This is a genomic window from Streptomyces sp. NPDC006365, assembly GCF_042870755.1.
GTDB lineage: Bacteria > Actinomycetota > Actinomycetes > Streptomycetales > Streptomycetaceae > Streptomyces > Streptomyces xiangluensis.
The window spans coordinates 186,831-199,323 of record NZ_JBIAHS010000011.1 but is presented as its reverse complement, the minus strand read 5'-3'; the positions used below and the strand labels follow the sequence as shown (position 1 = coordinate 199,323).

At 69.7% G+C, this 12,493-nt stretch carries 14 protein-coding genes; 7 read left to right on the top strand and 7 right to left on the bottom strand.

Features of this window, described 5'->3' with window-relative positions:
- Positions 1-173 precede the first annotated feature (173 nt).
- Positions 174-833 carry a hypothetical protein gene (locus tag ACFYO0_RS28195; RefSeq protein WP_388681461.1) on the top strand — a complete coding sequence of 220 codons (660 nt, stop codon included), beginning with the start codon at positions 174-176 and terminating at the stop codon, positions 831-833.
- Positions 834-911: 78 nt separating this feature from the next.
- Here the strand turns inward: ACFYO0_RS28195 and ACFYO0_RS28190 are convergent, their stop codons facing one another.
- The 3 genes from ACFYO0_RS28190 to ACFYO0_RS28180 are packed head-to-tail and all read right to left on the bottom strand — an operon-like array spanning position 912 to position 3,943.
- Positions 912-2,045 carry an Mrp/NBP35 family ATP-binding protein gene (locus ACFYO0_RS28190; RefSeq protein WP_388681458.1) on the bottom strand — a complete coding sequence of 378 codons (1,134 nt, stop codon included), beginning with the start codon at positions 2,043-2,045 and terminating at the stop codon, positions 912-914.
- A gap of 43 nt (positions 2,046-2,088) precedes the next feature.
- A complete protein-coding gene (locus tag ACFYO0_RS28185) occupies positions 2,089-2,667 on the bottom strand; it encodes a DUF1003 domain-containing protein (protein WP_388681456.1) in 579 nt (192 codons plus the stop codon).
- A complete protein-coding gene (locus ACFYO0_RS28180) occupies positions 2,657-3,943 on the bottom strand; it encodes a magnesium transporter MgtE N-terminal domain-containing protein (RefSeq protein WP_388681453.1) in 1,287 nt (428 codons plus the stop codon). Before ACFYO0_RS28180 ends, ACFYO0_RS28185 begins: the two co-directional genes overlap by 11 nt.
- 188 nt (positions 3,944-4,131) lie before the next feature.
- On the opposite strand from ACFYO0_RS28180, the gene ACFYO0_RS28175 reads away from it, so the two are divergent.
- Positions 4,132-4,884: a hypothetical protein gene (locus ACFYO0_RS28175; protein ID WP_388681450.1), complete on the top strand. Its 753-nt coding sequence runs from the start codon at positions 4,132-4,134 to the stop codon at positions 4,882-4,884.
- Between the two features lie 100 nt (positions 4,885-4,984).
- Here the strand turns inward: ACFYO0_RS28175 and ACFYO0_RS28170 are convergent, their stop codons facing one another.
- On the bottom strand, positions 4,985-5,503 hold the full coding sequence (locus ACFYO0_RS28170) for a hypothetical protein (protein ID WP_388681448.1): 519 nt from the start codon (positions 5,501-5,503) through the stop codon (positions 4,985-4,987).
- Between the two features lie 63 nt (positions 5,504-5,566).
- Positions 5,567-6,676 carry a magnesium and cobalt transport protein CorA gene (locus ACFYO0_RS28165; protein ID WP_388681446.1) on the bottom strand — a complete coding sequence of 370 codons (1,110 nt, stop codon included), beginning with the start codon at positions 6,674-6,676 and terminating at the stop codon, positions 5,567-5,569.
- Positions 6,677-7,180: 504 nt separating this feature from the next.
- Between ACFYO0_RS28165 and ACFYO0_RS28160 the strand changes: the two genes are divergently transcribed.
- The 4 genes from ACFYO0_RS28160 (at position 7,181) to ACFYO0_RS28145 (ending at position 10,159) form a co-directional block, all read left to right on the top strand.
- Entirely contained in the window at positions 7,181-7,777 is a 597-nt protein-coding gene (locus ACFYO0_RS28160; RefSeq protein WP_388681444.1) for a suppressor of fused domain protein, read from the top strand.
- 124 nt (positions 7,778-7,901) lie between these two features.
- Complete coding sequence (locus ACFYO0_RS28155) at positions 7,902-8,543, top strand: DUF6758 family protein (RefSeq protein WP_386342211.1); 642 nt, start codon at positions 7,902-7,904, stop codon at positions 8,541-8,543.
- 82 nt (positions 8,544-8,625) lie between these two features.
- A complete protein-coding gene (locus ACFYO0_RS28150; protein ID WP_388681441.1) occupies positions 8,626-9,492 on the top strand; it encodes a PHP domain-containing protein in 867 nt (288 codons plus the stop codon).
- 61 nt (positions 9,493-9,553) lie between these two features.
- Positions 9,554-10,159 carry a MarC family protein gene (locus tag ACFYO0_RS28145; protein ID WP_344394089.1) on the top strand — a complete coding sequence of 202 codons (606 nt, stop codon included), beginning with the start codon at positions 9,554-9,556 and terminating at the stop codon, positions 10,157-10,159.
- Between the two features lie 78 nt (positions 10,160-10,237).
- On the opposite strand, the gene ACFYO0_RS28140 is transcribed toward ACFYO0_RS28145, so the two are convergent.
- Entirely contained in the window at positions 10,238-10,390 is a 153-nt protein-coding gene (locus ACFYO0_RS28140; RefSeq protein WP_328768821.1) for a hypothetical protein, read from the bottom strand.
- Positions 10,391-10,600: 210 nt separating this feature from the next.
- Here ACFYO0_RS28140 and ACFYO0_RS28135 point away from each other — a divergent pair, with 210 nt between their 5' ends.
- Positions 10,601-11,515, top strand: coding sequence for an NYN domain-containing protein (locus ACFYO0_RS28135; RefSeq protein WP_388681438.1), 915 nt, complete (start codon positions 10,601-10,603; stop codon positions 11,513-11,515).
- Positions 11,516-11,519: 4 nt separating this feature from the next.
- On the opposite strand, the gene ACFYO0_RS28130 is transcribed toward ACFYO0_RS28135, so the two are convergent.
- Positions 11,520-12,416: an alpha/beta fold hydrolase gene (locus ACFYO0_RS28130; protein WP_388681435.1), complete on the bottom strand. Its 897-nt coding sequence runs from the start codon at positions 12,414-12,416 to the stop codon at positions 11,520-11,522.
- Positions 12,417-12,493: the final 77 nt, after the last annotated feature.

Here is a 12,493-nt window from a genome sequence, read left to right as displayed (position 1 = left end):
GTTCTGCCTGCTCACAGCGGCGCAAGCTGACGCGTACCCGACCCACCCGCCGACCGGTTTCACAGCTCGCTCTCGAGGGGTGGCTATCCTGCCTAGTTGTTGTGCGGACTGGAGGGACGCCCGATGGGGGGCGGGCCGTTTCGGTCCGACGAGAGCGAGGAGGCGTCCGGGCAATGGAGACGACAAGTCGGGCAGGCGCGCAGGCGTCGGACGCGGAGGGCGGACAACCGGTCCCCTCCGCCCGGGGCACGGTCGACGGCTACCTGCTGGCGCCCTTCCCGTGGTACGGCCTCGACGAGGCCTTCACGGGACCGCGCTGGCTGATGCAGGTCGGCACCGCGGCCGATGGTGCCGTCGAGCACGGATCGATCGGGCACGGCGACGAGCCGTCCGTACGCAGTGAGTCGAAGACGGACGACAAGGAGCGTTTCGCGGTCGTGGTGACCATCGCGGCCAACCCCGTGCGGCGCAGTGCCGACGGCACCGGGCTCCTGGAGGCCACCTCGGTGTCCTCCGCGGCCTGGCTCGCGGGCGTGGGACTGCTGAACTGCACCTGGCCCGGCCAGATGGACCACACCCTGCGCGACGACTGGCTGGACCAGCAGACCGAGACGGCGTGGGTCCTCGCGGACGACCTGACCGGTCCGGACTGGTCCCGCCTCTCGCTCCCCGTGGACGGCACTCCGGCGTCCTTCCACTACCGCGAGTCCGAGTTCGGCTGGGTCCTCGCGGGCTCCACGCAGCAGGGCGTGCACCTGGGCGCGTACGGGCGGGGGATGAGCGCGTACGGTTTGGGCTTCTCGGTGGTCAAGGACATCACCGCGTACGTCTAGCCGATACGCGGTTCGATCAGTCGGTACGAGGGTGGGGGCGCCGTTTCGCGAACCGGCGCCCCCACCCTCGTACCGGCCTCAGAACTTGTTCCTCGGTGTGATCCCCAGCGACATGCCCGACAGCCCCCGCTGCCTGCCGCCCAGCTTGCCCGCGATCGAGCGCAGGGCCGAGCCCGCCGGGGAGTCGGGATTGGTCAGGACGACCGGCTTGCCCTCGTCGCCGCCCTCGCGGAGGCGGACGTCGATCGGGATGCTCCCCAGGACCGGGACCGTCGCGCCGGTCGTCCGCGTCAGGCCGTCGGCGACGGTCTGGCCGCCGCCCGTGCCGAAGACGTCGACCATCTCGCCGCAGTGCGGGCAGGGCAGACCGGACATGTTCTCCACCACGCCCACGATCTTCTGATGGGTCTGGACGGCGATGGAACCGGCCCGCTCGGCGACCTCAGCGGCGGCCTGCTGGGGCGTCGTCACAATCAGGATCTCGGCGTTCGGCACCAGCTGCGCGACCGAGATCGCGATGTCGCCCGTGCCCGGAGGGAGGTCCATCAGGAGGACGTCCAGGTCACCCCAGTACACGTCCGCCAGGAACTGCTGCAGCGCGCGGTGGAGCATCGGGCCGCGCCAGACGACCGGTGCGTTGCCCGGGGTGAACATGCCGATCGAGATGACCTTCACGCCGTTCGCGGACGGCGGCATGATCATGTTCTCGACCTGGGTCGGACGCCCGTCGGCGCCCAGCATGCGGGGCACGGAGTGGCCGTAGATGTCGGCGTCCACGACACCGACCTTCATACCGTCCGCCGCCATCGCCGCCGCCAGGTTCACGGTCACGGACGACTTGCCGACGCCGCCCTTGCCGGAGGCGACCGCGTACACGCGCGTGAGCGAGCCGGGCTTGGCGAACGGGACCTCGCGCTCGGCCTGCCCGCCGCGCAGCGCGGATGCCAGCTCGCGGCGCTGCTCGTCGCTCATGACGTCGAGCGTGACGTCGACGCGGGTGACACCGTCGACCGCCTCGACCGCCCTTGTCACGTTCTCCGTGATCGTCTGGCGCATGGGGCAGCCGGAGACCGTCAGGTACACGGTGACCGCGACCGCGCCATCCGTCCCGATGTCCACCGATTTGACCATCCCCAGCTCGGTGATGGGTCGCTGGATCTCGGGGTCGTTCACCGTCGCCAGCGCTGCGCGCACCGCGTCTTCCGTAGCCATAAGGACGATGGTACGGCGCTTCCACCCACGCCCGAAAAGCCTGTCAGCGGTCGCCTACGTCACGTCCCCGCGGGTGTTCTGCCGGGAATACCACCCGTCCGTCGGGTCGCCGCTCCTCCAGGCCTCTGACCAGGTCCTCGAGTTCGGAGCGGATCCAGTCGCGGGTGGCGACCTCGCCGAGACCGGCACGCAGGGCTGCGATCTCACGGGTCAGGTACTCGGTGTCCGCGATCGACCGCTCGTTCTGCTTGCGGTCCTGTTCGAGATTGACCCGGTCGCGGTCGTCCTGCCGGTTCTGCGCGAGCAGGATGAGCGGGGCGGCGTACGAGGCCTGGAGCGAGAGCATCAGGGTCAGGAAGATGAACGGGAACTCGTCGAAACGCAGGCCGCTGGGCGCGGCGACGTTCCACAGCACCCACACGATGATGACGACGGTCATCCAGACGAGGAACCGTCCGGTGCCGATGAACCGCGCGATCCGCTCCGACAGCTTTGCGAAGGCCTCCGGGTCCCACTCGGGCACCAGCCTGCGGCGCGGCGGCAGAGGCTGGTCGAGCCGGATGCGCGGGCGCCCGGTGACGCCCACGGGGACCCGCTCGCGGGTGTCGCGCTCAGGAACCATGAGCGGCCCCCTCGGTCTCCGCGTCCAGATGGAACTCCGTCTCGCGCCAGTCCTCGGGCAGCATGTGGTCGAGTACGTCGTCCACGGTCACCGCGCCGAGCAGCGACCCGCCCTCATCGACCACGGGCGCCGCGACCATGTCGTACGCGGCGAAGAAGCCGGCCACCACCGGCAGCGTGGCCTCCGGTTCGAGCGGCTGGAGAACGTCGTCGAGGAGCGCGCTGACCAGCGTGTACGGGGGGTCGCGCAGAAGCCGCTGGAAGTGCACCGTGCCGAGGTACTTGCCGGTCGGCGTCTCGTCGGGCGGACGGCACACGTACACCTGGGCTGCCAGCGCGGGGGAGAGGTCGGGGTTGCGGACCCGGGCCAGCGCGTCGGCGACCGTCGCGTCCGGCTGCAGCACGATCGGCTCGGTCGTCATCAGGCCGCCGGCGGTCCGCTCCTCGTACGCCATCAGCCGCCGTACGTCCGCCGCCTCGTCCGGGCGCATCAGCGTGAGCAGTCGCTCCTTGTCCTCCTCGGGCAGCTCGGCCAGCAGGTCGGCCGCGTCGTCGGGGTCCATCGCCTCCAGGACGTCGGCGGCGCGCTCCTCCTTGAGCTTGCCGAGGATCTCGATCTGGTCGTCCTCGGGCAGCTCTTCGAGCACGTCGGCGAGCCGGTCGTCGTCCAGGGCCGCGGCCACCTCCGCGCGCCGCTTGGACGAGAGGTGATGCAGTACGTTCGCGAGGTCGGCCGGGCGCAACTGCTCGAAGGTCGCGAGAAGACTCTCGGCGCCCTGCCCCTGCTCCTCCAGCGAGAACCCGGTGACGGCGGACCACTCGACCGTCAGCGTCTCGCCCTTGGACCGCCGGAAGGTGCCGCCCTTCCCCTTGCGTACGAAGACCCGGTCGATCTCCCAGTCGCGGCGTGCGGGAAGCTGCTGGACCGACACATCCAGGACCGTCACCTCCTCACCGGTCTCGACGTGTTGTACGCGCCGGTCGAGCAGTTCGCCGATGACGAGCCGTTCGGTGGGCCGCTGCTCGAAGCGCCGTACGTTCAGGACGCCGGTGGTGATGACCTGGCCCGACTCGATGCCGGTCACCCGCGTCATGGGCAGGAAGATGCGGCGGCGCGTGGACAGCTCGACGACGAGGCCGAGCAGCCGGGGCGGGCGCCTTCCCACCCGCAGCATGGCGACGAGATCGCGCACCCGGCCCACCTGGTCGCCGTTGGGGTCGAAGACGGCGACGCCGGTCAGGTGTGAGACGAAGATCCGGGGAGCGCCTGCGGCCATGCCGCACACCTCCTCCCTCCTTACGGATCTCTTATCGATATATCCGCTTTTGCGGGCTTCAGGCTAGCCCGTCCCGACTGGACACGCCCCGGCGGTGAGCCCGGACGGACTGCCTCCGGAGCGCCGAGACGGCACAGGTACGCTGCCGTACGCCGTTGAGGACTCCCGAACGAGAGGCGCCCCCACCCGTGACCGCAATTCCCCAGGGCCGTACCCACCGGGCCGCACTCATCAGCGCGATGTGCGCACTGGTCGTGACGGGGACAGGACTGACGGGCTGCGGCGGCGAGGACCCGAACGCGGGCACCAACGGGGTCGGTAAGCTCTCCGCGCAAGAGATCCAGGCCAGGACGAACCGAGCGGCCCGGGGTGCGGACGCGGTCCACCTCTCCGGCTCGGTCGTCAGCAACGGGCGTACGTACAAGCTCGACATGCGCCTCAAGGCCGACGGCGGCACCGGTTCCGTCACCACGCAGGACACCACCTTCCGGCTGCTGCGAGTCGGCGAGCACCTGTTCCTGAAGGCCGACGCGGACTTCTGGGCCGACGACAAGGACGGCAAGGGCGAGGCGGACGTACAGGCCGCCGAGAAGCTCGACGGCCTGTACGTGAAGGTCCCGCAGGGCGACCCCGCCTACCAGCGCTTCAGCGGCTTCACCGACAAGGACGTCCTCCTGGACGGCCTCCTCACCCTCCACGGCACCCTGGCCACAGACGGCCACCATGAACGCTCAGGCATCCGCACGATCCGCATCACCGGAGACAAGGGCTCCGGCGGCACCCTGGACGTCTCCCTGGAGGGCAAGCCCTACCCCCTGCTCCTGGCCCGAGCAGGCGGCGCGGGAACGATCCGCTTGACCGACTGGGGCAAGGACTTCCCCCTGGAAGAACCGGCAAAGGACGAGATGGTGGACTACGGGCAGCAACTGCCGGAGTCGTAAGGGCTGAGCGGGGATGCGGGGCACCTGTTGAAGCCCGCCGCAGGGAACTTCGCGACCAGCCACAACGAACCCGCAGCTCAGTACCGTCCCGCCGGCGCAGCTACCGCCGCTTCCGGCCACGGAACAGAAGCCGATGCACCCCCGCCGGGGCCGGCTGACGCGTAGTCGCGGGAGTCGCCCGCGGCGCAGCCGCAAGTGACCCGTCGGGCAGCGGCGCCGTACCCCCCGTCGGCTCCAGACGAAGCACCCGACACTCCCGAGCCCACCGCTCCGGCATGGCCTCGCCATCCGGAGCGTTCAACCGCTTGCCCTTCAGCTCGGCGATCGCGGCGTCCCACTCGGGGGATCCGGGAGCCAGCTCCACGACCTTCGCCGCCCAGGAAACAAGCCGCCCGCCCTTGTCCTTGCTGCGTACGGTGACCACCGCCTCGCCCCCGTCGACCAGCCCCGGCAACGGCTGTTCACCGGGCCCGTCGCCGACCAGGCACACGGCACCCTCGAACCACACATGCCACAGCGCGCGGTTCGGCACCGGTGCGCCGCCACCCCGCACCCACACGAGCGCGGACTTCTTGGTGGCCTCCTCGACGAGGGCCTGGTCGAGCAGCTCATCCGTCATGGCAGCAAGGGTATCGAGCCCGCTCGCATCGACCCGTGCCCGCTCACCGCAGTCCGGGCCGGCTCACAGCCATCCGTTGCGCTTCAGCGTGCGGTGGATCGCGAAGCAGATACCCACCGTGACGCTCAGCACCAGCGGGTACCCGAACTTCCAGCGCAGCTCCGGCATGTAGTCGAAGTTCATGCCGTAGACGCCACACATCATCGTCGGTACGGCGATGATCGCCGCCCAGGACGTGATCTTGCGCATGTCCTCGTTCTGCGCGACCGATGCCTGGGCGAGATTGGCCTGGAGGATCGAATTGAGCAGCTCGTCGAACCCGAGGACCTGCTCCTGGACCCGGGCGAGGTGGTCGGCGACATCGCGGAAGTACTTCTGGATGTCGGGGTCCACGAGCCGCATCGGCCGCTCGCTCAGCAGCTGCATGGGCCGCAGCAGCGGGGACACCGCCCGCTTGAACTCCAGGACCTCACGCTTGAGCTGGTAGATCCGCGCAGAGTCGACACCGCGCGAGGTGCCTCCCTTGCGCCCCGGCGAGAACACCGCCGTCTCGACCTCGTCGATGTCGTCCTGCACGGCGTCCGCGACCGCGATGTACCCGTCGACGACATGGTCGGCGATGGCGTGCAGCACGGCCGACGGCCCTTTGGCGAGCAGCTCGGGGTCGTCCTGCAGCCGGTGCCGCAGCGCCCGCAGCGAGCCCTGCCCGCCGTGCCGAACGGTGATGAAGAAGTCCCGTCCGGTGAAGCACATCACCTCGCCGGTCTCCACGATCTCGCTGGTGGCGGTGAGTTCGGCGTGCTCGACGTAGTGGATGGTCTTGAAGACGGTGAACAGCGTCTCGTCGTAGCGCTCCAGCTTGGGCCGCTGGTGGGCGTGCACAGCGTCCTCGACGGCGAGCGGGTGCAGCCCGAACTCGCTGGCGATGACGGCGAATTCGTCCTCCGTCGGCTCGTGCAGCCCGATCCAGGCGAAGCCGCCGTCACGGCGCACCTGAAGCATCGCCTCATGCGGCGTGAGGGTGGCCGGGAACGCGACGCGGGCGCCGTCGCGGTAGATGGCGCAGTCCACGACAGCCGAGTTCGTCCCGGCCTCGCGGGTGCTGTCGTATGTGCCGCCGTCCTTGCGCAGTGAGGGGCGGACCGCTGCGCGCAGGTCTCGGATCATCGACATGGCAGGCTCCTTCGCGTACGAGCCGCCCGGCAACGGTTGGAACTGCCCGGAATGGGGACGTCCTGACTGAGGATGTTTGGCACGTCCGCAAAGCGGGGAGCACCGCACCGTCGCGGTGGCAGCTTCGCTACTGATACAGATCAGACAGATCAGGCAAAAACGAAGTGCTCTTCCGTCGTGCACCGACACGCATGACGCGAGTACGGGAGGCGGCAGCCAGTAGAGCTCGGATTGTGAGGAACTCAGCAGCCGGAAGAGCGGGTAGTACTACACGGTCGACTTCGATCCATGGAGCCCCACCTCCTCCGGCCGGTCCCCCGTAGGGGAGATCCATCCCCCGTAGGGGAGTGTCGCGCGTCGGGACTGGAGAGCGACGCTTCTGCGTGCTGCCCCGACCAGCGGCCAAGACTATCAGCCGACTGGCCTGTCAAGCCGCCCCTTTGGCCTTGCCGCTCCCGGGAACCGGGCAGAACCCCCCGAAAAGACGCAGCATATGCTCGCCATATGGCTGATGTTCTTCCTTTGGTGGAGGCCCGGTTGCGTACCGCGCTGGGCGAACCGGACGCGCGCGCCGCGGTCACCTTCCTCGGCACGGACCGCATCGAGGTGCTCCGCTTCAGCGGCGGAGCCGCCGGGGAACAGATCGTCCGCTACGCCACGCTCGGCATGTCCGCGCGGCCGATGGCGGACCCCACTGCGGCCCTCGCCGACCCGATCGAGGGCCCGCGCGCCGAGCTGGTCCTCTCCGTACGCGCGGGCGTCGCCGACACCGACAAGGTGCTCCGCCCGCTCGCCGTACTGGCAGCGTCTCCGCAGGTCGAGGGCTTGGTCGTGGCCCCCGGAGCCTCGCTCGACGTCGGCGATCCCCTGTGGCCGGGCGCCCCGTTCACCTCCGTACTGGTCGCTGAGCCGGGCGGCCTCGTCGAGGACCTGGACCTGGACGAGCCCCTCGATCCCGTACGTTTCCTGCCGCTGCTCCCGATGACGCCGAACGAGGCGGCGTGGAAGCGGGTGCACGGCGCGCAGGCCCTCCGGGAGCGCTGGCTCACCGGCGGAACTGACCTGCGCGATCCCTTGCGTAAGTCCGTATCTCTCGACTGAACCCAACCGACCGCTGGATTCGTCCAGTTGGGAATGTCACACTCGTTCAGTCGGCGGCGACGTGGCTCGCCGGACGGGTGATCGTCCTTGACGCGGCGACAGCCGGGGAGGACCGTTGGGGCCTATGAGGGGCGAACCCAGTTGCCCGAAGTGTGGTGGCCGGGTCAGGGCTCCCGGACTCTTTGCCGACTCCTGGCAGTGTGATGTGCACGGCCCTGTGCACCCGCTGCAGCCCGTGATCCCGCCCAGCGTCGAGGCCCTCAGCGTCGTGGTGCACCGTGCGCGCGTGCCGGTGTGGATGCCCTGGCCGCTGCCCGTCGGCTGGCTCTTCACGGGTGCGGCCTTCGCGGGCGACGACCGCAGCGGCGGCCGTGCCACCGCCGTGGCCTGCTCGGGCCCGGGCCCGCTCGGAGGTGTAGGAGAGCTGGTGCTCGTTGCCGAGGAGCTCGGCGTGGGCCTCGGTGCGCGATACGCGGGAGTCGACGGCCCGGACCCGGGCCCGTACATGAACGTCGAGAAGCCGGCCCAGGCGAAGGTCCTCGCGGCGGGCCGCCCGACCCCCCTCTGGCTGGTCTCCGGCACCCCCGACGACCGCGCCGTCTTCGCCGGAGAGGCGCGCGGCCTGTGGCTGTGGGCGGTCGTCTGGCCCGAGCAGTCGGGCCTGCTGATGTACGACGAGCTGGTACTGACCGACCTGCGGGACGCGGGCGCGGAGGTGGACCTGCTGCCGTGCGGGGCGTTGTCACCGCGGATCCTGGAGCCCTAGGGGGCTCAGGGCGGGGGCGGGTGCGGCTCCCGTTACCCTGGAGTGTCCCCTTCCGCCCGGTCAGAGCCTGGAGTCCTCGTACGTGCGCATCGATCTGCACACCCACTCCACGGCTTCCGACGGTACGGACACCCCCGCCGAGCTGGTGCGCAATGCCGCCGCGGCCGGTCTGGACGTCGTCGCGCTGACCGACCACGACACCACCCGGGGATACGCCGAGGCCATCGCCGCGGTTCCGGAAGGCCTCACTCTCGTCACCGGAGCCGAGCTCTCCTGCCGTCTCGACGGCGTGGGCCTGCACATGCTGGCGTACCTCTTCGATCCCGAGGAGCCCGACCTGCTGCGCGAGCGCGAGCTCGTACGCGACGACCGGGTGCCGCGGGCCCACGGCATGATCCGTAAGCTCCAGGAACTGGGCGTGCCGGTGACCTGGGAGCAGGTGGCGCGGATCGCGGGCGACGGGTCCGTGGGGCGGCCGCACATCGCGACCGCGCTGGTCGAGCTGGGCGTCGTGCCCAGCGTCTCCGACGCCTTCACGCCCGACTGGCTCGCCGACGGCGGCCGGGCCTACGTCGAGAAGCACGAGTCGGACCCCTTCGAGGCCATCCGGCTGGTCAAGGCCGCGGGCGGCGTGACCGTCTTCGCGCATCCCGCCGCGGCCAAGCGGGGCCAGGTCGTGCCGGAGTCCGCGATCGCCGCGCTCGCGGCGGCCGGACTCGACGGGATCGAGGTCGACCACATGGACCACGACCCGGCGACCCGGGCCCGACTCCGCGGCCTGGCGGCCGAGTTGGGGCTGCTGGCGACCGGGTCCAGCGACTATCACGGCAGCCGCAAGACGTGCGTGCTCGGGGAGTTCACCACGGACCCCGAGATCTACGGGGAGATCACGCGGCGAGCCACGGGGGCGTTCCCGGTGCCGGGTGCGGGCGGGGCCGCGGGAGTCTGACCCTCTCCTGTCCCGGGGGCTCTGCCCCTCCCCGTCGCACCCCTCCCCACCAAGGCTCACCGTGTTCGACCTCGCCGTCTTCGGCTCACTCTTCCTCACCCTCTTCGTCATCATGGATCCCCCGGGGATCACCCCGATCTTTCTCGCGCTGACGTCCGGACGGCCGGCGCGGGTGCAGAAGCGGATGGCGTTCCAGGCCGTTTGCGTGGCCGGCGCTGTGATCACCGTGTTCGGACTGCTCGGGCACCAGATCCTGAACTACCTGCATGTGTCCGTGCCCGCGCTGATGATCGCCGGCGGCCTGCTGCTCCTGCTGATCGCCCTCGATCTGCTCACCGGGAAGACAGACGAGCCCAAGCAGACCAAGGACGTCAACGTCGCCCTCGTACCCCTGGGCATGCCGCTGCTCGCGGGACCGGGCGCGATCGTGTCCGTCATCCTGGCGGTGCAGAAGGCCGACGGCGTAGCGCCACAGGTGGCGGTGTGGACCGCGATCCTCGCCATCCACGTCGTGCTGTGGCTGGTGATGCGGTACTCGCTGCTGATCATCCGAGTCATCAAGGACGGCGGGGTCGTCCTGGTGACCCGGCTCGCCGGCATGATGCTCTCCGCGATCGCCGTGCAGCAGATCATCAACGGGGTCACGCAGGTGATCCAGTCGAGCTGAGCGGAGCCGAACACGCAGAACCCCGTACGGCATCGATGCCGTACGGGGTTCTGAAGTGTGCTCTCGGGCGTCCGCGCGTTATGAGGCCGGGGCTTCGGCCGGGCGGATCAGGATGCGCTGGCCGATGGCGGCGGCCTGCTGCACGATCCGGTTGACGGAGGCGGCGTCCACGACAGTCGTGTCCACGGCGGTGCCGTCGACGTCGTCGAGGCGCATGATTTCGAAGCGCATATGGCTTCTCCCTTCGTCTGGTCATCCTCCTGAAGGAGAACTACTGGTGGGCGGAACATGGGGCGTCTGTGCCCTGGGTTCCCCAACGAGTCAACGGGATGCCGGTAACAAACATTCCCTACGCTAAATAAATTTTTCGAACGCCTAATTACTTGTGGGTAGTGGACCGCTTGTGTTCACACAGTGACGTCCTGCGACAATGAGGCGCATATGAATGACGACTTCGCGGGAAGCGACGCACTGGCCGCCCTCGGTGCGCGTATGGACCGCACGAACGAGCTGCTCCAGCGCATGCTCGCCGAGGTGGCGAAGACGCCGTCGACCCATGCGATCTTCGTCGACGCAGGTTATCTGTACGCAGCCGCGGGGCGGCTCGTCGCCGGTACGGAGGACCGCCGGGCCTTCGATCTGGATGCCGAGGGCCTCATCGAGGCACTCATCGACAGAGCGCGCACGATCTTCGCGGACAGCAGGCTGCTGCGCGTCTACTGGTACGACGGGGCGCGCCGACGCATCCATACGGCGGAGCAGCAGTCCATCGCCGAGCTGCCCGACGTCAAGGTCCGGTTGGGCAACCTCAACGCCAACAACCAGCAGAAGGGCGTCGACTCCCTGATCCGCAGCGACCTGGAGTCACTGGCCAGGCACCGCGCCATCAGCGACGCCGCACTCATCGGCGGCGACGAGGACCTGGTCTCCGCGGTCGAGGCGGCGCAGGGGTACGGGGCCCGGGTCCACCTCTGGGGCATCGAGGCGCCGGAGGTGCGCAATCAGGCGGAGCCGCTGCTCTGGGAGGTCGACAGCCAGCGGACCTTCGACCTGGAGTTCTTCAAGCCGTACGTCTCCCGGCGGACCGCCGCCTCGTACGAGGCGGCGGCGGGGGCTCGGCCCACGCGGGAGGACGTGCGGTTCGTGGGAGCGCAGATCGCCGCACAGTGGCTGGGGGCGCGAGGGCGGGAGGCGCTGGCCGACCTGCTGCCCGGGCATCCGTATCTGCCCGGGCCTGTCGACCAGGATCTGCTGGTGGAGGCGGAGGGCTTGCTGCAGTACTCGCTACGGGGACAGGCGGATCTGCGGCGGGCGTTGCGGGACGGGTTCTGGGGGCACTTGCAGGCTCAGTACTGAGCCCTTACTCGGTCTGGTCGGTCTGGTGCCAGAAGGTGGCCAGGGCTTCTGCCGTATCCAGGGGGCGGTCTGTGTTGGGGGAGTGCTCGGCTCCGCGTACGACCGTGCGGTGGGCTGTGAGGCGTACGGCCATGTCGTCGAGGAGAGGCACCGGCCAGGTGCCGTCCTCTTCACCCGACAGGACGTGCAAGGGGATCCGTACGGCGGCCAGTTCGGCGACACGGTCGGGTTCCGTACACAACTGGCGGCCTGCGGCGATGAGTTGAGCGGGGCTGTTGCCGAGCCAGCGTTGTCTGAGCACTTCGAGGTCGTCGAGTCCGGCGTCCAGGTCCTGCTGGTCGGCCGCGTCCTCCGGGGGCTCCAGTGCCTGGATCGCGTCCCAGACCTGCGCCATGTTCATCACGGCGAGCGCGTCCCGCAGCAGCTTGACGCGCAGCTGTTGTGATGCGGAGATCTCGGCCGGCCCTGAGGCGATGAGGGTGAGCGAGCGGAAGCGGGTGGAGTCCAGCAGTACGGCGGCTCGGGCGACCTGTCCGCCGAACGAGTGGCCGACGAGGTGGACCCGTTCCTGCTGTGTGTCGGTGAGCGTGTCGACCTGGGCGAGTACGTCCCGCGCCAACTCGCCCTGCGCGTAAGGGGCTTCGTCGTCTCTCGGGCCAGGCGTCTCGTACTGGCCCCGTCCGTCCACGGCGACGGTCCGGTATCCGGCCGCGGCCAGGGGTTCGTGCAGGGAGATGAAGTCCTCCTTGCTGCCGGTGAACCCTGGCAGCAGAAGCGCGGTTCCCTTCGCTTCGACGCCGGTTGCCACAGGGGCGTCGATGACGGCGAACTCACCGCGCGCGGTGCCGAGCCGATACGCACGGGCGCCGGGCGGCGGGACAAAGGTGGCGGGCCTGCTCATAAGGAGGAGGCTATCTGGGGAAGCTGTCGGGCGGGTTGCGGGGCGGGTGGCCTTTCCGCGCCACGGCGACGGCAACG

Excerpts from the sequence above, each read along its gene's own strand:
- ACFYO0_RS28180 (WP_388681453.1), bottom strand. The coding sequence starts at position 3,943 with ATGGCCGCAGGCGCTCCCCGGATCTTCGTCTCACACCTGACCGGCGTC.
- ACFYO0_RS28165 (WP_388681446.1), bottom strand. The coding sequence starts at position 6,676 with ATGTCGATGATCCGAGACCTGCGCGCAGCGGTCCGCCCCTCACTGCGC.
- ACFYO0_RS28130 (WP_388681435.1), bottom strand. The coding sequence starts at position 12,416 with ATGAGCAGGCCCGCCACCTTTGTCCCGCCGCCCGGCGCCCGTGCGTAT.
- ACFYO0_RS28155 (WP_386342211.1), top strand. The coding sequence starts at position 7,902 with ATGAGGGGCGAACCCAGTTGCCCGAAGTGTGGTGGCCGGGTCAGGGCT.
- ACFYO0_RS28170 (WP_388681448.1), bottom strand. The coding sequence starts at position 5,503 with ATGACGGATGAGCTGCTCGACCAGGCCCTCGTCGAGGAGGCCACCAAG.
- ACFYO0_RS28195 (WP_388681461.1), top strand. The coding sequence starts at position 174 with ATGGAGACGACAAGTCGGGCAGGCGCGCAGGCGTCGGACGCGGAGGGC.
- ACFYO0_RS28190 (WP_388681458.1), bottom strand. The coding sequence starts at position 2,045 with ATGGCTACGGAAGACGCGGTGCGCGCAGCGCTGGCGACGGTGAACGAC.
- ACFYO0_RS28135 (WP_388681438.1), top strand. The coding sequence starts at position 10,601 with ATGAATGACGACTTCGCGGGAAGCGACGCACTGGCCGCCCTCGGTGCG.
- ACFYO0_RS28185 (WP_388681456.1), bottom strand. The coding sequence starts at position 2,667 with ATGGTTCCTGAGCGCGACACCCGCGAGCGGGTCCCCGTGGGCGTCACC.
- ACFYO0_RS28140 (WP_328768821.1), bottom strand. The coding sequence starts at position 10,390 with ATGCGCTTCGAAATCATGCGCCTCGACGACGTCGACGGCACCGCCGTG.
- ACFYO0_RS28160 (WP_388681444.1), top strand. The coding sequence starts at position 7,181 with ATGGCTGATGTTCTTCCTTTGGTGGAGGCCCGGTTGCGTACCGCGCTG.